Here is a 12,296-nt window from a genome sequence, read left to right as displayed (position 1 = left end):
CGCCGCCTGCGCCACCATGGCCAGCGACGCAGGCCCACAAAGCCGATCGCCCTGCGGCAGAAACGGCACTTGCTCCAGCAGCACCTGCTCAGGCAAATGGCTGGGCCACTGCTGTTCGAGCGCCACCAGTTGCGGCGGCGAGGCACAACCCGAGAGCCACAGCCCACAAACAAGAACCCCCGCCAAGGCGGGGGTTCTAAGGCCGATGGACCAGCCGATCACCGCATCGCTCGGGTGAACGGGAAGACCTTGGTAAAACCCAGAATGTCGGTCACCAGCAGAACCAGGAACACGGTGAACAGAATCCCGACCACGCCAGCGCCAGCGGGTGCCTGGTCCACACGGTCGGCGAGTTGCGCCACCTCGACGTCGGACATGGCCTGCACGCGCGCCACAGCGTCCTGGGCGTCCACCCCCTGGGCCTGCAAGGCACTGCGCACATCGTCGCGGTTCAAGAAAGCCGTGACTTGCGCGCGCTGGGCGGCGGCCTGGGGCGTGGCAATGGCCGCTTCTGTCGAAACGATGCCGGCATGGGCACTCATGGGAATGCCCGCCAAGGTCATGCAAGGGATCAGCAGGGCGGCGACGAGCCGCTTGAATGTTTTCATCATGGTGGTGGATCCGGTTGATTGCGCTGCAGCAACATTTGCCACAAGCCCGCCTACCTATGTACACCGGCTTGATGGCCGGGGTCAACAGGGCTTACACCGGCTCACACCTTTGTGGCACAAAAGTCTGCCCGGACCTGCGACCAGGCCCTAGCTGAGCGCGCGGCGCAGTTCCTGCAGGCGCTGCTGGACCGCGTCGCGGCCCAGGTCGTCGTCGGTTTGGCTGGCGTAGATTTCCAGGTCTTTCACCGCCAGCGGAGCATCGCCCATCTCGGCCCAGGCCAGGCCCCGGTCGCGGTATTCGGTCCAGGCGTCGGGCAAGAGAATCACCAAGCGGTCCTGCACCGCGATCAGGCGCAGCCAGTCTTCCTGCGACTGGTGGATTTCCTTCAGGTTGCGCAGCATGCGCGCCAGGATGTCGCGCGCCGGAGCGGCTTGCAGATACAGCCCCACCGGCACGTCAAAATCGTCCACCAGCCCACTGCGGCGCTTGAAGGGCTCCAGCCGCTCAGACAGTTCTTCGCGGCTCAGGGACACGCCGGAAAACGGATCGATCACCACCTGTCCATTGGGCAGGGTGACCTTGAGCATGAAATGCCCGGGAAAGCCCACACCGTGCGCCGAAAGCCCCAGGCCTTGCGCCAGTTCCAGCCACAAAACAGCCAGCGAAATCGGAATGCCCCGGCGCGTCTTGAGCACCGCGTTCAGATAGCTGTTGTCGGGGTCGTAGTAGTTGTTGACATTGCCGCCAAAGCCCATGTCACGGAAAAAGAACTGGTACAAGGCCCGCAGCCGCTGCAGCGGGCCAGCGTCCGGCGCGCAACGGCGCTGCACCCGGGCCAGCATCTGGTCCACATCGCTCAACACCTGCTGCACATTCAGGTCGGCGTATTCGTCCTGGGCGATGCAGATGGCGGCTTCGAGCAAAGGAAGGGCCGCGTCGTCCCTCACCAGCGCGGCGAAATAGCCCAGCGGCGTGGGCTCGGTGAAGTCGTACGACATGGGCATGTGGGGCACAGCCAAAGTGGCGGAATGGGTCTATTTTCGGACGAATTGGCGCAGCTTCAAACCCGAGAGCGACAAACTCAGAAAATACAGGGCCACCCCGAACAGCACGCACACGGTCAGCAGGCCCACGCGCTGCAGGGCATGGCCAGCAAAGTCGAGCCAGTTCACCCGGGCCGCCGCCCACATCAGAAACACCGCCAGCAAGGCGCTGGCGGCCACCACCTGCAAGACAAAGCGCCCCCAGCCCGGGCTGGGCTGGTAGGCGCCGCGCCGTATCAAGCCCACCAGCAACCAGCTGGCATTGATCATGGCGCCAATGCCGATGGCCAGCGCCAGGCCGGCGTGCGCCAGATGCGGCACCAGCAGCAGGTTCAGGCACTGGGTGAGCACCAACACCACGATGGCGATGGTGACCGGCGTGCGGATGTCCTGCCGGGCATAAAACCCCGGCGCCAGCACCTTGATGGCCACCAGCCCGACCAGGCCGGCGCCATAACCCATGAGCGCGGTCGCCGTCTGCGCCACGTCGGCACCGGAAAAGGCCCCGTAGTGGTACAGCACCGACACCAGTGGCCGGGCGAACGTGAGCAAGGCCACCGCGCACGGCACGGCGAGCAACACCACCAGCCGCAAGCCCCAGTCGAGCAGGCCGCTGTAACGCGCCGCGTCGTCCGCCGCACGCGCCGCCGCCAGCTGCGGCAGCAAGACCACACCCAGCGCCACGCCCAGCATGGCGGTCGGAAACTCCATCAGCCGGTCGGCATAGGTGAGCCAGCTCACACTGCCGGTCGTGAGGTGGGACGCGATCTGGGTGTTGATCAGCAAAGAAATCTGCGCCACGCTCACCCCCAGCAAGGCGGGCAGCATGAGCGTGGTCACCCGGCGGGTGCCGGGGTGTTGCCAGGCCGAGCGCAAGGACGACCAGCGCCAGCCGATGCGGGGCAGCATGCCCAGGCGGTACAGCGCGGGAATCTGCACCCCCAGTTGCAGCGCCCCGCCCACCAGCACACCCGCGGCCATGGCATAGATGGGCTCGATTCCCATGGACGCGAACCAGGGCGCGCCTTGCCACGCGGCGGTGATCATCGCCACATTGAGCAGCACCGGCGTGGCCGCAGGCACCGCAAAATGTTTCCAGGTGTTGAGAATGCCGGCCGAAAGCGCCACCATCGACATGAAGCCGATGTAGGGAAACATCCAGCGGGTGAGGAAAACCGCGACCTCAAAACCCTGCGGGTTTTGCTGCAGGCCGCTGGCCATGGCCCAGACCAGCACCGGGGCACCGGCGACGCCCAGCACGCAGGTCATGGTCAGCGCCCAGGCCAGCACGGTGGCGATCTGGTCCACCATGGCACGGGTCGCCTGGTCGCCCTCGGTCGCCCGCACACCGGCGAGCACCGGCACAAAGGCCTGGCTGAACGCGCCTTCGGCGAACAGGCGGCGCAACAGATTGGGAATACGGAACGCCACGTTGAAGGCGTCGGTGAGCGCACTGGCGCCGAACGTGGATGCCATGAGCAGCTCGCGCACCAGACCGGTGATGCGCGAAGCCAGGGTCAACAGGGAAACCAGAGAGGCGGATTTGAACAGGGACACCGGTGAAGTGTAGCCAGACCGGCCGCACGCCGTGCTAAAATCGCGGGCTTTGCTGGCATCATCTCCAAACATTGAAGGAATTTCACCATGGCAACCAAGCCGAAGAAAAAGAACCCCCGCCTGGCATCAGGCCGTAAACGCGTCCGCCAGGACGTCAAGATCAACGCCGCCAACTCCTCGCTGCGTTCCAAATACCGCACCGCCGTCAAGAACGTTGAAAAAGCCGTTCTGACCGGTGACAAGGCCAAGGCCACCGAACTGTTTGCCAAGATGCAAACCGTTGTGGACACGATCGCCGACAAAGGCATCTTCCACAAAAACAAGGCCGCTCGCGACAAGAGCCGCCTGTCGACCAAGGTGAAAGCACTGGCCACCGCCGCTGCCTAAACCGCCGGACCTCACGGTCCACGGGCCTGCCTCGGCAAGCCCACAGCCCGGACCTCCCCGGTCCGCCGTTTGAAACCGGTGCGCTGCCAGCAAAAAAGCAAAAAAGCCGTCGCAAGACGGCTTTTTTGTGGGCGCCATTTTTGAAGGGGCGCTGCATGCGCGCAGGCCTCCAACGCGCCCGTGCTCAGCGCTTCGGCGGGTCGGGCAGCAGGCAGGCTTCGCCCACTTGCAGATTGTTGTCGCGGGCAAAGTTCATGCAGAAGTCCCAGGCCATGAGCTCGGCCTCGCGCAAATCGGTGTGCACGACCACGCATTTGACACCGTTGATCACCGTGGGAATGCACCAGGGCGAATAAGAGATGTGGCTGCCCGGTTGTGCGCCGCCCGGGCGGAACTGGCTCATCACACCCGCCAGCCGTTCCGCCCAGTCGCTGGGGCGAAAAGTGTGGCCATTCTGGGTGATCCCCTGTATGAACACTTGTTTGGCGGAAGGTGAAACCATCGGGGAAAAGCCTTCTGATAGAGGGCCCGGCAAGGGACAGAATGCCACCACCAGACCGAGGATCGCTCACCAGGCAGGGCGGCAACTATTCTATCTTATATAAGACCTGATACAGGGATTACCCGAGGTACCAGGCGGTGAAACCGGAGTCTGGCACAAACGGGTGACGTGGCTTTGTGCATCGCTCCGATGCCGAACAAGCAAGGCCGGTGCCAAGCGCAGCGCCTAGAATTGTGTCTCCACGGTTCAACACGCTTCAACTGCTGTTGAGCCGCTTCTTTTTCCACCCGGAGCTTTCCCCATGACCGCTGCCCCGTTGACCGCCGCCTCCCCTCACGTGATGAACACCTACGGTCGCCTGCCGATCGCCATGTCGCACGGGCGAGGCTGCCGCCTGTGGGACGTCCATGGCAAGGAATACCTGGACGCGCTGGCCGGCATCGCGGTCAACACCTTGGGGCACGCCCACCCCAAACTGGTGCCGGCCTTGCAGGACCAGGTCGGCAAGATGATGCATTGCAGCAACTACTACCATGTGCCCGACCAGGAAAAGCTCGCCAGCCTGCTGGTGGAGCGCTCGGGTCTCAGCAACGTCTTCTTTTGCAACAGCGGCCTGGAAGCCAACGAAGCCGCGCTGAAACTGGCGCGCAAATACGGCCACGACAAGGGCATTGAGCGCCCGCAAATCGTGGTCTATGAAAAAGCCTTCCATGGCCGCAGCATCGCCACCCTCTCGGCCACCGGCAACCCCAAAATCCAGGCCGGCTTCGGCCCGCTGGTCGAGGGCTTCATTCGCGTGCCACTGAACGACATCGAAGCGCTGAAGAAGGCCACCGCAGGCAACCCCAACGTGGTGGCGGTTTTCTTCGAGACCATCCAGGGCGAAGGCGGCGTGAATCCGGCGCGCATCGAATACCTGCAGCAGTTGCGCGCCTTGTGCGACCAACAAGACTGGCTGATGATGATCGACGAAGTGCAGTGCGGCATGGGCCGCACCGGCAAGTGGTTTGCCCACCAGTGGGCCGGCATCCAGCCCGACGTGATGCCGCTGGCCAAGGGCCTGGGCTCGGGCGTGCCCATCGGTGCGGTGGTGGCCGGCCCCAAAGCCGCCGGCATCTTTGCACCGGGCAACCACGGCACCACCTTTGGCGGCAACCCGCTGGCCATGCGCGCCGGGGTGGAGACCATCCGCATCATCGAAGAAGAGGGGTTGCTGGAGAACGCGGCCCGCGTGGGCGCGCAGTTGCGCGGCGCATTCGAAAAAGCCCTGCTGGGCAAGCCCGGCGTGAAGGACATCCGGGGCCAGGGCCTGATGATCGGCATCGAGCTGGACAAGCCCTGCGGCGTGCTGGCCCAGCGTGCGGCCGAAGCCGGCCTGCTGATCAGCGTCACGGCCGACACGGTGATCCGCATCGTGCCACCGCTGATCATGAACAGCGCCGAAGCCGACGAAGTGGCCGCCATCTTGTTGCCGCTGATCGAAACCTTTCTTGCCGAGTGAGCACCCCGACATGAGCATCCAGCACTACTTGCAATTCAAAGACCTCGGTGCCGATGAATACGGCTACCTGTTCCAGCGCGCGGCCTTCATCAAACAGAAGTTCAAGGCGGTGGAGAAGCACCAGCCCTTCGCCGACCCGGACCGCACGCTGGCCCTGATCTTCGAGAAGGCCAGCACCCGCACCCGCGTGAGCTTCGAAGCGGGCATGTACCAGCTTGGCGGTTCGGTGGTGCACTTGACCACGGGCGACAGCCAGCTCGGCCGCTCCGAACCTATCGAGGACAGCGCCAGGGTCATCAGCCGCATGGTGGATCTGGTGATGATCCGCACCTACGAACACACCAAGCTCGAGCGCTTCGCGGCCCACTCGCGCGTGCCCGTCATCAACGGTTTGACCAACGAGTTCCACCCCTGCCAGATCCTCACCGACCTGTTCACGCTGTGTGAGCACCGCCCCGCCGCCAGCGGCCAGCCGCTGGACGCGCTGCGTGGCAAGGTGGTGGCCTGGGTGGGCGACGGCAACAACATGGCCAACACCTGGCTGCAGGCGGCCGAGTTGCTGGGTTTCACCGTGCATGTGAGCACACCCAGCGGCTACGAGATCGACCCCCAGCTCGCGGGCATCTCGAATCCGGCTTGCTACAAGGTCTTCAAAAACCCGCGCGAAGCCTGTGCCGGCGCCGACCTGGTCACCACGGACGTGTGGACCAGCATGGGCTACGAGGCCGAGAACGAAGCGCGTCGCAAGGCCTTCGCCGACTGGTGCGTGGACGAAGCCATGATGAAGGCCGCCAAGCCCGACGCGCTCTTCATGCACTGCCTGCCCGCGCACCGTGGCGAAGAGGTGATGGCCGACGTGATCGATGGCCCACAAAGCGTGGTCTGGGACGAAGCGGAAAACCGCATGCACGCCCAGAAAGCCCTCATGGAGTACCTGCTGCTGGGACGCCAGTATTGAGCCCGACGAGGCTGGTGCGCAAGCCGCCCGACGCGGTCTGAACATGCAAGCCCTGCTCAACGCCATCGCGCAGATGGCGCGCCCCACCGACGCGCAGCGCATTTTTCACGGCCGGGGCGGCCTGCATCCCGGCTGCGAGCAGTGGTCGCTGGACGCCTTTCCGCCCGTGTTTGTGCTCACCAGTTTCCAAGCGGTGGACGACGCCGCGCTGGCCGCCGTGCACGACGCGCTCGCCAGCCGCTGGGCCGAGATCGCACCCGGGGAAGCGCTGAACTGGGTGTTCCAGACCCGCCTCGATGGCCGCACCGAAACCCGCCTGATGGCCGGCGCCGTGCCCGAGCCGCACGCGGTGAGCGAGGGCGGCAGCCGCTTTCTGGTGCACGTGTTGAAAGGCCAGAACCACGGCCTGTTTCTGGACATGGCGGCGGGCCGCCAGTGGGTGCGCGAGCAGGCCGCTGGCGCCAAGGTGCTCAACCTGTTTGCCTACACCTGCGCGTTTTCCGTGGTGGCCTTGCAAGCGGGCGCCAAACACGTGGTCAATGTGGACATGAGCCAGGGTGCCATGGCCATCGGGCAACAGAACCACGCGCTCAACGGCGTGCAGGCCGGTGCCAGCTTTCTGACCCACGACATCTTCAAGACCTGGGGCAAGATCACGCGCAGCGGCCCCTACCACCTGGTGATCGTCGATCCGCCGAGCTACCAGAAGGGCAGCTTCGTCGCCACCAAAGACTATGTGCGCCTGATGCGGCGCCTGCCGGATTTGCTGCGCCCCGGTGGACAGCTGATGCTCTGCCTGAACGCGCCCGAACTGGGGCTGGATTTTCTGCAGGCGCAAATGGCGCAGGCCGCGCCCGAGCTGCTGTTCGAGCGCCGCCTGCCCAATCCCGCCACCTTTGCCGACGCCTCGCCCGAGCGGGCGCTCAAGGTGTTGCTGTACCGGGCGCCCGAGCTGCCGCCCCGCTGAACGGTCGGCCGCGCCCAGCCCCAGAGCCGACGCCATGTCCTTGAACACCTGCCAGAGCTGTGGCGCCTGCTGCGCCAGCTTCCGTGTCGATTTTTCGGTGATGGAGACCCAGGCTGCGGGTGGTGCGGTGCCCGATGGTCTGGCCGCCGACGTCACCCAGTACACGGCGCGCATGCGCGGCACCGACCACAGCCCGCCGCGCTGCGCTGCGCTCACCGGCCAGATCGGCCAGCGCGTGGGCTGCGGGATCTACGAGTGGCGTCCGTCACCTTGCCGGGAGTTCGCCGAAGGCAGTGAAACCTGCGAGCGCGCCCGGGCACGCCATGGGCTGCCGCCGTTGTAGCTCAGCGTTCCGAAGGCGGTTGCGAAACCATCGGAATGATCCGGAATTTGCCCGCCTCAAACTTCGGCGTTTCGTCTGCCTGGGCGCAGCCCCCACAACTGCTGGAGCAGTCGCCGCAACCGGGCACCTGGGCCAGTGTGCGGTGCACCCGGCCCAGCCGTTGGCGCAAGCCTGCAGGCAACCAGTACCAGAGGGCGTAGGCCGCCGCCACGAACACGATCACCGCTGTTATCCATTCCTGCGTCATGCCCCGGCCCCCGACAGCATCAGCGTCACGCGGTAGGTGACGAAGCTGGCCGCGTAGGCCAGGCCAAACAAATACGCCGTCATCAGCAGCGGGTAGCGCCAGCCATTGGTCTCGCGTTTGACCGCCACCAAGGTGGAGATGCACTGCGGCGCGAACACGTACCAGACCAGCAGCGACAAGGCCGTGGCCAGCGACCAACCCTGTGCAATGATCGTGCCCAGCTGCGCCGCCGTGTCGTCACCGGTGGCCGAGAGCGCGTACACCGTGCCCAGGGCGCCCACCGCCACCTCGCGCGCGGCCATGCCCGGCACCAGCGCAATCGCGATCTGCCAGTTGAAGCCGATGGGTGCGACCAGCACCTCCAGCCACTGGCCAATGCGCCCGGCGTAGCTGTATTGGATGGCCGGCCCCGTCGCACCTTCGGGCAGGCCGGGAAAAGAGGCGAGGAACCAGAGCAGGATCATCAACGCCAGCAGAATGCCGCCCACGCGCTGGACGAAGACCATGCCGCGCTCGTACAGACCCCGCGCCAGGCTGCGCGGGTTGGGTAGCCGGTACGACGGCAGCTCCATGATGAGGGGCGTGGGCCGCGTGTGCCCGCGCCAGAGCAGGAACACGCCGGCCACCGCCATGGCTGAAACGATGCCACCCAGGTACAAGCCGAACATCACCAAACCTTGCAGGTTGAACACGCCCCACACGGTGCGCGAGGGGATGAAGGCGCCGATCAGCAGCGCGTACACCGGCAGCCTTGCCGAACAGGTCATGAGCGGCGCGATCATGATGGTGACCAGGCGGTCGCGCCAGTGCGTGATGGTGCGCGTGGCCATGACGCCGGGCACGGCGCAGGCGAAGCTGGAGAGCAGCGGAATAAAAGAGCGGCCCGACAGACCCACCGTGCCCATCACGCGATCGAGCAGAAAGGCCGCGCGCGGCAGGTAGCCGGAATCTTCCAGCACCAGGATGAAGAAGAACAGCACCAAAATCTGCGGCAGGAACACCAGCACCCCGCCCGCCCCGGCGATGATGCCGTCGGTGATCAAACTGCTGAGCACACCCGGCGGCAACAGGTGCTGGACGCCCGCCGACAGCAGCGCCACGCCGGACTTGATCTGGTCCATCGGCCAGGCCGCCCAACTGAACACCGCCTGGAACATCATGAACAAAGTGAAGGCCAGCAGCAGCATGCCCCACAGCGGGTGCAACACGACGCGGTCGATCGCGTCGTCCCGGTGCAAGGTGTCTGCCGGTTCGGTCACGGCCAACGACACGATGCGGCGCACCGCCTGCTGCGTGGCCATCACCTGCTCCACCGTGCTGGCGTTCCAGTGCAGCGAAGCGGGCGCCGACACCCTGGCGCCCAAGTCCAGCGCATCGAGCTGCGCCAACAGCGCACGCGCGCCATCGTGCTGCACGCCCACCGTCTCCACCACCGGCATGCCCAGTTCGTGCGACAGCACGGCACGGTCCACCTCTATGCCGCTCTGGCGGGCCACGTCGCACATGTTCAGCGCCAGCACCATGGGCAGGCCGAGCGCCCGCGCCTCCAGCACCATGCGCAGATTGAGCTTGAGGTTGGTGGCGTCGACGACACAGACGATCAAATCGGGCCGCTGCTCGCGGACACGGTTGCCGGTGACCACATCGCGGGTCACCGCCTCGTCGGCACTCAGGGCATTCAGGCTGTAGGCGCCGGGCAAGTCCAGCACCAGCACCTTTTTGCCCAGCGGCGTGTGCAGCTCGCCCTCTTTGCGCTCCACCGTGACCCCTGCGTAGTTCGCCACCTTCTGGCGGCTGCCGGTGAGCAGGTTGAAGAGCGCGGTCTTGCCACAGTTCGGGTTGCCGAGCAGCGCGATGCGCAGCGGTTGGATGGTGGAGGCGGTGTTCATGGCCAGGCAGAGAAGGAGCGTACACGGATCAACGCCGCCTCGCGGCTGCGCAGGGCAAACGTGGTGTGACCCACCCGCACCGCGATGGGGTCGTTGCGCGGAAAGCTGCGCGCCACCACACGCACCGTCTCGCCGGGCAGAAAGCCGATCTCCAGCAGGCGCCGCAACACGTCCTGGTCCTCGGCGTCGGTGGTGGGGGCAAACCCCGTCACCTCGGCCAGGATCTGGCTCGGCCATTGGTGCAGACCTTGTTCGACAGTTGGTGGCGCAATCTGGTTCATGGGCTGATTGTTGATAACGATTCTTATTCTTACCTTAAGCCGCGCTTCATTTTCGAAAATCCACCGCTGGCCCCCCAGGAACTGGCGCCGCCTTGATACAGATCAGATCGCCGGCCGTCCCCCCGACAGCCACGCACCCGAAACTTCGGCCACTTGTTGGAGATAACCGACACCACGAATCCGCAGCTTCGTTACCTTCACCGGTTATGCAAGACCTCTGGGACATCTCGCCTCCGTTACACGCCGGCACGCCGGTCTTCCCCGGTGACACGGCCTACCAACAAGACTGGTCGGCCACGCTGGGGCCTGGCTGCCCGGTCAACGTCAGCGCCATCACGCTCTCGCCCCACGCCGGTGCCCATGCCGACGCGCCGCTGCACTACGACCCGAACGGCGCCACGCCGGGCCAGCTCGATCTGACGCCCTACCTCGGCCCCTGCCGCGTCATCCACGCCATCGGCTGCGGCCCGCTGGTGCAGTGGCACCACATCGAACACGCATGGAAAGACTTGCCGCCACGCGTGCTCGTCCGTGTCTATGAACGCATGCCGCAAACCACGTTCGACACCGCCCTGCCCGCCTTCGCGCCCGAGACCATCGAGCACCTGGCCGACCTGGGCGTGCTGCTGATCGGCACCGACAGCGCCAGCATCGACCCGGCCGACAGCAAGCCCCTGGAGAGCCACCAGGTGATCCGCCGGCGCGGTCTGCGCGTGCTGGAAAACCTGCTGCTCGACGACGTGCCCGAGGGCGACTACGAACTCATCGCCCTGCCCCTGAAACTGATGACCGCCGACGCCTCGCCCGTGCGCGCCATCCTGAGAAAACGGCCATGACCCCTAACCTGCATCACTGCCAATCCCTGGACCAGCAAGACCCGCTGCGTGCCATGCGCGACCTGTTCGCCTTGCCGCCCGGCGTGATTTATCTCGACGGCAATTCGTTGGGTGTGATGCCCAAGACCGCTCCCGCGCGCGTGGCCGACGTGGTCGCCCGCGAATGGGGTACCGACCTCATTCAAAGCTGGAACAAGAACGGCTGGTTCGGCCAGCCGCACAAGGTGGGCGACAAGATCGCGCGCCTGATCGGCGCCCAGGCCGGCGAAGTGGTCGCCACCGACAGCACCTCGATCAACCTGTTCAAAGTCTTGTCCGCCGCACTCAACATCGCCAGGGAAGACGCGCCGCGCCGCCAGCGCATCGTGAGCGAGCGCAGCAACTTCCCCACCGATCTCTACATCGCTGAAGCCCTTTGCAAAGAGCGCGGCTACGAGCTGGTGCTGGTCGAACCCGAAGACATCGCCACCTCGCTCAGCGCCGAGGTCGCGGTCTTGATGCTCACGCATGTGAACTACCGCACCGGCGCCATGCACGACATGGCAGCGATCACCGCTGCGGCCCACGCCGAAGGCATTCTGACCGTGTGGGACCTGGCCCACAGCGCCGGCGCGGTGCCGGTGAACCTCACCGCCGCCAAAGCCGATTTCGCCGTGGGCTGCGGCTACAAATACCTGAACGGCGGCCCCGGCGCGCCCGCCTTCGTCTGGGTCAACCCCTTGCACACCGAGCGCTTCTGGCAACCCCTGGCCGGCTGGTGGGGGCATGCCGCACCCTTCGAGTTCACACCCGACTACCAGCCCGCCAGCGGCATCACCCGCTACATGTGCGGCACCCAATCCATGATCAGCCTGGCCGCGCTGGACTGTGGGCTCGATGCGGCGCTGGCCGCCGAAGCCTTGGGTGGCATGGACGCGCTGCGCAAAAAATCGCTGGCGCTGAGCGACCTGTTCATCACACTGGTCGAGGCGCGCTGCAGCGGCCACGGGCTGGGTCTGGCCACGCCGCGCGAGCACGCACAACGCGGCTCGCAGGTCTGCCTCTCCAGGCAAGAAGGCGCCTACGCCATCGTGCAAGCGCTGATCGCTCGCGGCGTGGTGGGCGACTTCCGTGCCGGGAACCCTTCGACGGGTTCAGGGCGAACGGCATCCCCAGACATCCTGCGCTTTGGCT

14 protein-coding genes and 1 pseudogene are annotated in these 12,296 nt (G+C 65.6%); 7 read left to right on the top strand and 8 right to left on the bottom strand.

The window, feature by feature from the left end:
* From ABYB95_RS08165 to murJ, 4 genes and pseudogenes are all read right to left on the bottom strand, one after another.
* A pseudogene (locus tag ABYB95_RS08165) lies at positions 1–186 on the bottom strand (hypothetical protein); the annotation flags it as partial.
* 32 nt (positions 187–218) lie between these two features.
* Positions 219–611 carry a PA2779 family protein gene (locus ABYB95_RS08160; RefSeq protein WP_372657979.1) on the bottom strand — a complete coding sequence of 131 codons (393 nt, stop codon included), beginning with the start codon at positions 609–611 and terminating at the stop codon, positions 219–221.
* A gap of 147 nt (positions 612–758) precedes the next feature.
* Positions 759–1,610, bottom strand: coding sequence for a SirB1 family protein (locus ABYB95_RS08155; RefSeq protein WP_372657980.1), 852 nt, complete (start codon positions 1,608–1,610; stop codon positions 759–761).
* Positions 1,611–1,646: 36 nt separating this feature from the next.
* The gene (gene murJ / locus ABYB95_RS08150; protein ID WP_372657978.1) at positions 1,647–3,212 is read right to left on the bottom strand and encodes a murein biosynthesis integral membrane protein MurJ; all 1,566 of its coding nucleotides are present in this window, start codon (positions 3,210–3,212) and stop codon (positions 1,647–1,649) included.
* 87 nt (positions 3,213–3,299) lie between these two features.
* Between murJ and rpsT the strand changes: the two genes are divergently transcribed.
* A complete protein-coding gene (rpsT, locus tag ABYB95_RS08145) occupies positions 3,300–3,599 on the top strand; it encodes a 30S ribosomal protein S20 (protein WP_372657977.1) in 300 nt (99 codons plus the stop codon).
* A 184-nt stretch (positions 3,600–3,783) separates the two neighbouring features.
* On the opposite strand, the gene ABYB95_RS08140 is transcribed toward rpsT, so the two are convergent.
* Complete coding sequence (locus ABYB95_RS08140) at positions 3,784–4,101, bottom strand: DUF3579 domain-containing protein (RefSeq protein WP_372657976.1); 318 nt, start codon at positions 4,099–4,101, stop codon at positions 3,784–3,786.
* A 301-nt stretch (positions 4,102–4,402) separates the two neighbouring features.
* Here ABYB95_RS08140 and ABYB95_RS08135 point away from each other — a divergent pair, with 301 nt between their 5' ends.
* From ABYB95_RS08135 to ABYB95_RS08120, 4 genes are read left to right on the top strand one after another with little or no spacing between them, the layout of a single operon-like run.
* Positions 4,403–5,602 (top strand): aspartate aminotransferase family protein, encoded by a 1,200-nt coding sequence (locus ABYB95_RS08135; protein WP_372657975.1) that lies wholly within the window; start codon positions 4,403–4,405, stop codon positions 5,600–5,602.
* Between the two features lie 10 nt (positions 5,603–5,612).
* Entirely contained in the window at positions 5,613–6,560 is a 948-nt protein-coding gene (gene argF / locus ABYB95_RS08130) for an ornithine carbamoyltransferase (protein ID WP_372657974.1), read from the top strand.
* Between the two features lie 43 nt (positions 6,561–6,603).
* Positions 6,604–7,527 carry a class I SAM-dependent methyltransferase gene (locus ABYB95_RS08125; RefSeq protein ID WP_372657973.1) on the top strand — a complete coding sequence of 308 codons (924 nt, stop codon included), beginning with the start codon at positions 6,604–6,606 and terminating at the stop codon, positions 7,525–7,527.
* A 34-nt stretch (positions 7,528–7,561) separates the two neighbouring features.
* The gene (locus ABYB95_RS08120; protein WP_372657972.1) at positions 7,562–7,870 is read left to right on the top strand and encodes a YkgJ family cysteine cluster protein; all 309 of its coding nucleotides are present in this window, start codon (positions 7,562–7,564) and stop codon (positions 7,868–7,870) included.
* A gap of 1 nt (position 7,871) precedes the next feature.
* Here the strand turns inward: ABYB95_RS08120 and ABYB95_RS08115 are convergent, their stop codons facing one another.
* From ABYB95_RS08115 to ABYB95_RS08105, 3 genes are read right to left on the bottom strand one after another with little or no spacing between them, the layout of a single operon-like run.
* Complete coding sequence (locus tag ABYB95_RS08115; protein WP_372657971.1) at positions 7,872–8,117, bottom strand: hypothetical protein; 246 nt, start codon at positions 8,115–8,117, stop codon at positions 7,872–7,874.
* The gene (locus tag ABYB95_RS08110; RefSeq protein WP_372657970.1) at positions 8,114–10,006 is read right to left on the bottom strand and encodes a ferrous iron transporter B; all 1,893 of its coding nucleotides are present in this window, start codon (positions 10,004–10,006) and stop codon (positions 8,114–8,116) included. Before ABYB95_RS08110 ends, ABYB95_RS08115 begins: the two co-directional genes overlap by 4 nt.
* Complete coding sequence (locus ABYB95_RS08105) at positions 10,003–10,287, bottom strand: ferrous iron transport protein A (RefSeq protein WP_372657969.1); 285 nt, start codon at positions 10,285–10,287, stop codon at positions 10,003–10,005. Before ABYB95_RS08105 ends, ABYB95_RS08110 begins: the two co-directional genes overlap by 4 nt.
* A 206-nt stretch (positions 10,288–10,493) precedes the next feature.
* Here ABYB95_RS08105 and kynB point away from each other — a divergent pair, with 206 nt between their 5' ends.
* On the top strand, positions 10,494–11,123 hold the full coding sequence (gene kynB / locus ABYB95_RS08100; protein WP_372657968.1) for an arylformamidase: 630 nt from the start codon (positions 10,494–10,496) through the stop codon (positions 11,121–11,123).
* Positions 11,120–12,296 (top strand): kynureninase (gene kynU, locus ABYB95_RS08095; protein WP_372657967.1); only part of this gene is annotated, 1,177 nt, incomplete at its 3' end. The genes kynB and kynU, both read left to right, overlap by 4 nt.

Origin of the sequence: Hydrogenophaga sp., assembly GCF_041633695.1 — a bacterium.
Classification (GTDB): domain Bacteria; phylum Pseudomonadota; class Gammaproteobacteria; order Burkholderiales; family Burkholderiaceae_C; genus Hydrogenophaga.
The sequence above is the reverse complement of the archived record's forward strand: the minus strand, read 5'-3'. Positions and strand labels throughout refer to the sequence as shown.

What these genes read in the sequence shown, in the direction of transcription:
- ABYB95_RS08160 (WP_372657979.1), bottom strand. Translation starts at nt 611, where the DNA reads ATGATGAAAACATTCAAGCGGCTCGTCGCCGCCCTGCTGATCCCTTGC.
- ABYB95_RS08155 (WP_372657980.1), bottom strand. Translation starts at nt 1,610, where the DNA reads ATGTCGTACGACTTCACCGAGCCCACGCCGCTGGGCTATTTCGCCGCG.
- rpsT (WP_372657977.1), top strand. Translation starts at nt 3,300, where the DNA reads ATGGCAACCAAGCCGAAGAAAAAGAACCCCCGCCTGGCATCAGGCCGT.
- ABYB95_RS08140 (WP_372657976.1), bottom strand. Translation starts at nt 4,101, where the DNA reads ATGGTTTCACCTTCCGCCAAACAAGTGTTCATACAGGGGATCACCCAG.
- ABYB95_RS08135 (WP_372657975.1), top strand. Translation starts at nt 4,403, where the DNA reads ATGACCGCTGCCCCGTTGACCGCCGCCTCCCCTCACGTGATGAACACC.
- argF (WP_372657974.1), top strand. Translation starts at nt 5,613, where the DNA reads ATGAGCATCCAGCACTACTTGCAATTCAAAGACCTCGGTGCCGATGAA.
- ABYB95_RS08125 (WP_372657973.1), top strand. Translation starts at nt 6,604, where the DNA reads ATGCAAGCCCTGCTCAACGCCATCGCGCAGATGGCGCGCCCCACCGAC.
- ABYB95_RS08120 (WP_372657972.1), top strand. Translation starts at nt 7,562, where the DNA reads ATGTCCTTGAACACCTGCCAGAGCTGTGGCGCCTGCTGCGCCAGCTTC.
- ABYB95_RS08115 (WP_372657971.1), bottom strand. Translation starts at nt 8,117, where the DNA reads ATGACGCAGGAATGGATAACAGCGGTGATCGTGTTCGTGGCGGCGGCC.
- ABYB95_RS08110 (WP_372657970.1), bottom strand. Translation starts at nt 10,006, where the DNA reads ATGAACACCGCCTCCACCATCCAACCGCTGCGCATCGCGCTGCTCGGC.
- ABYB95_RS08105 (WP_372657969.1), bottom strand. Translation starts at nt 10,287, where the DNA reads ATGAACCAGATTGCGCCACCAACTGTCGAACAAGGTCTGCACCAATGG.
- kynB (WP_372657968.1), top strand. Translation starts at nt 10,494, where the DNA reads ATGCAAGACCTCTGGGACATCTCGCCTCCGTTACACGCCGGCACGCCG.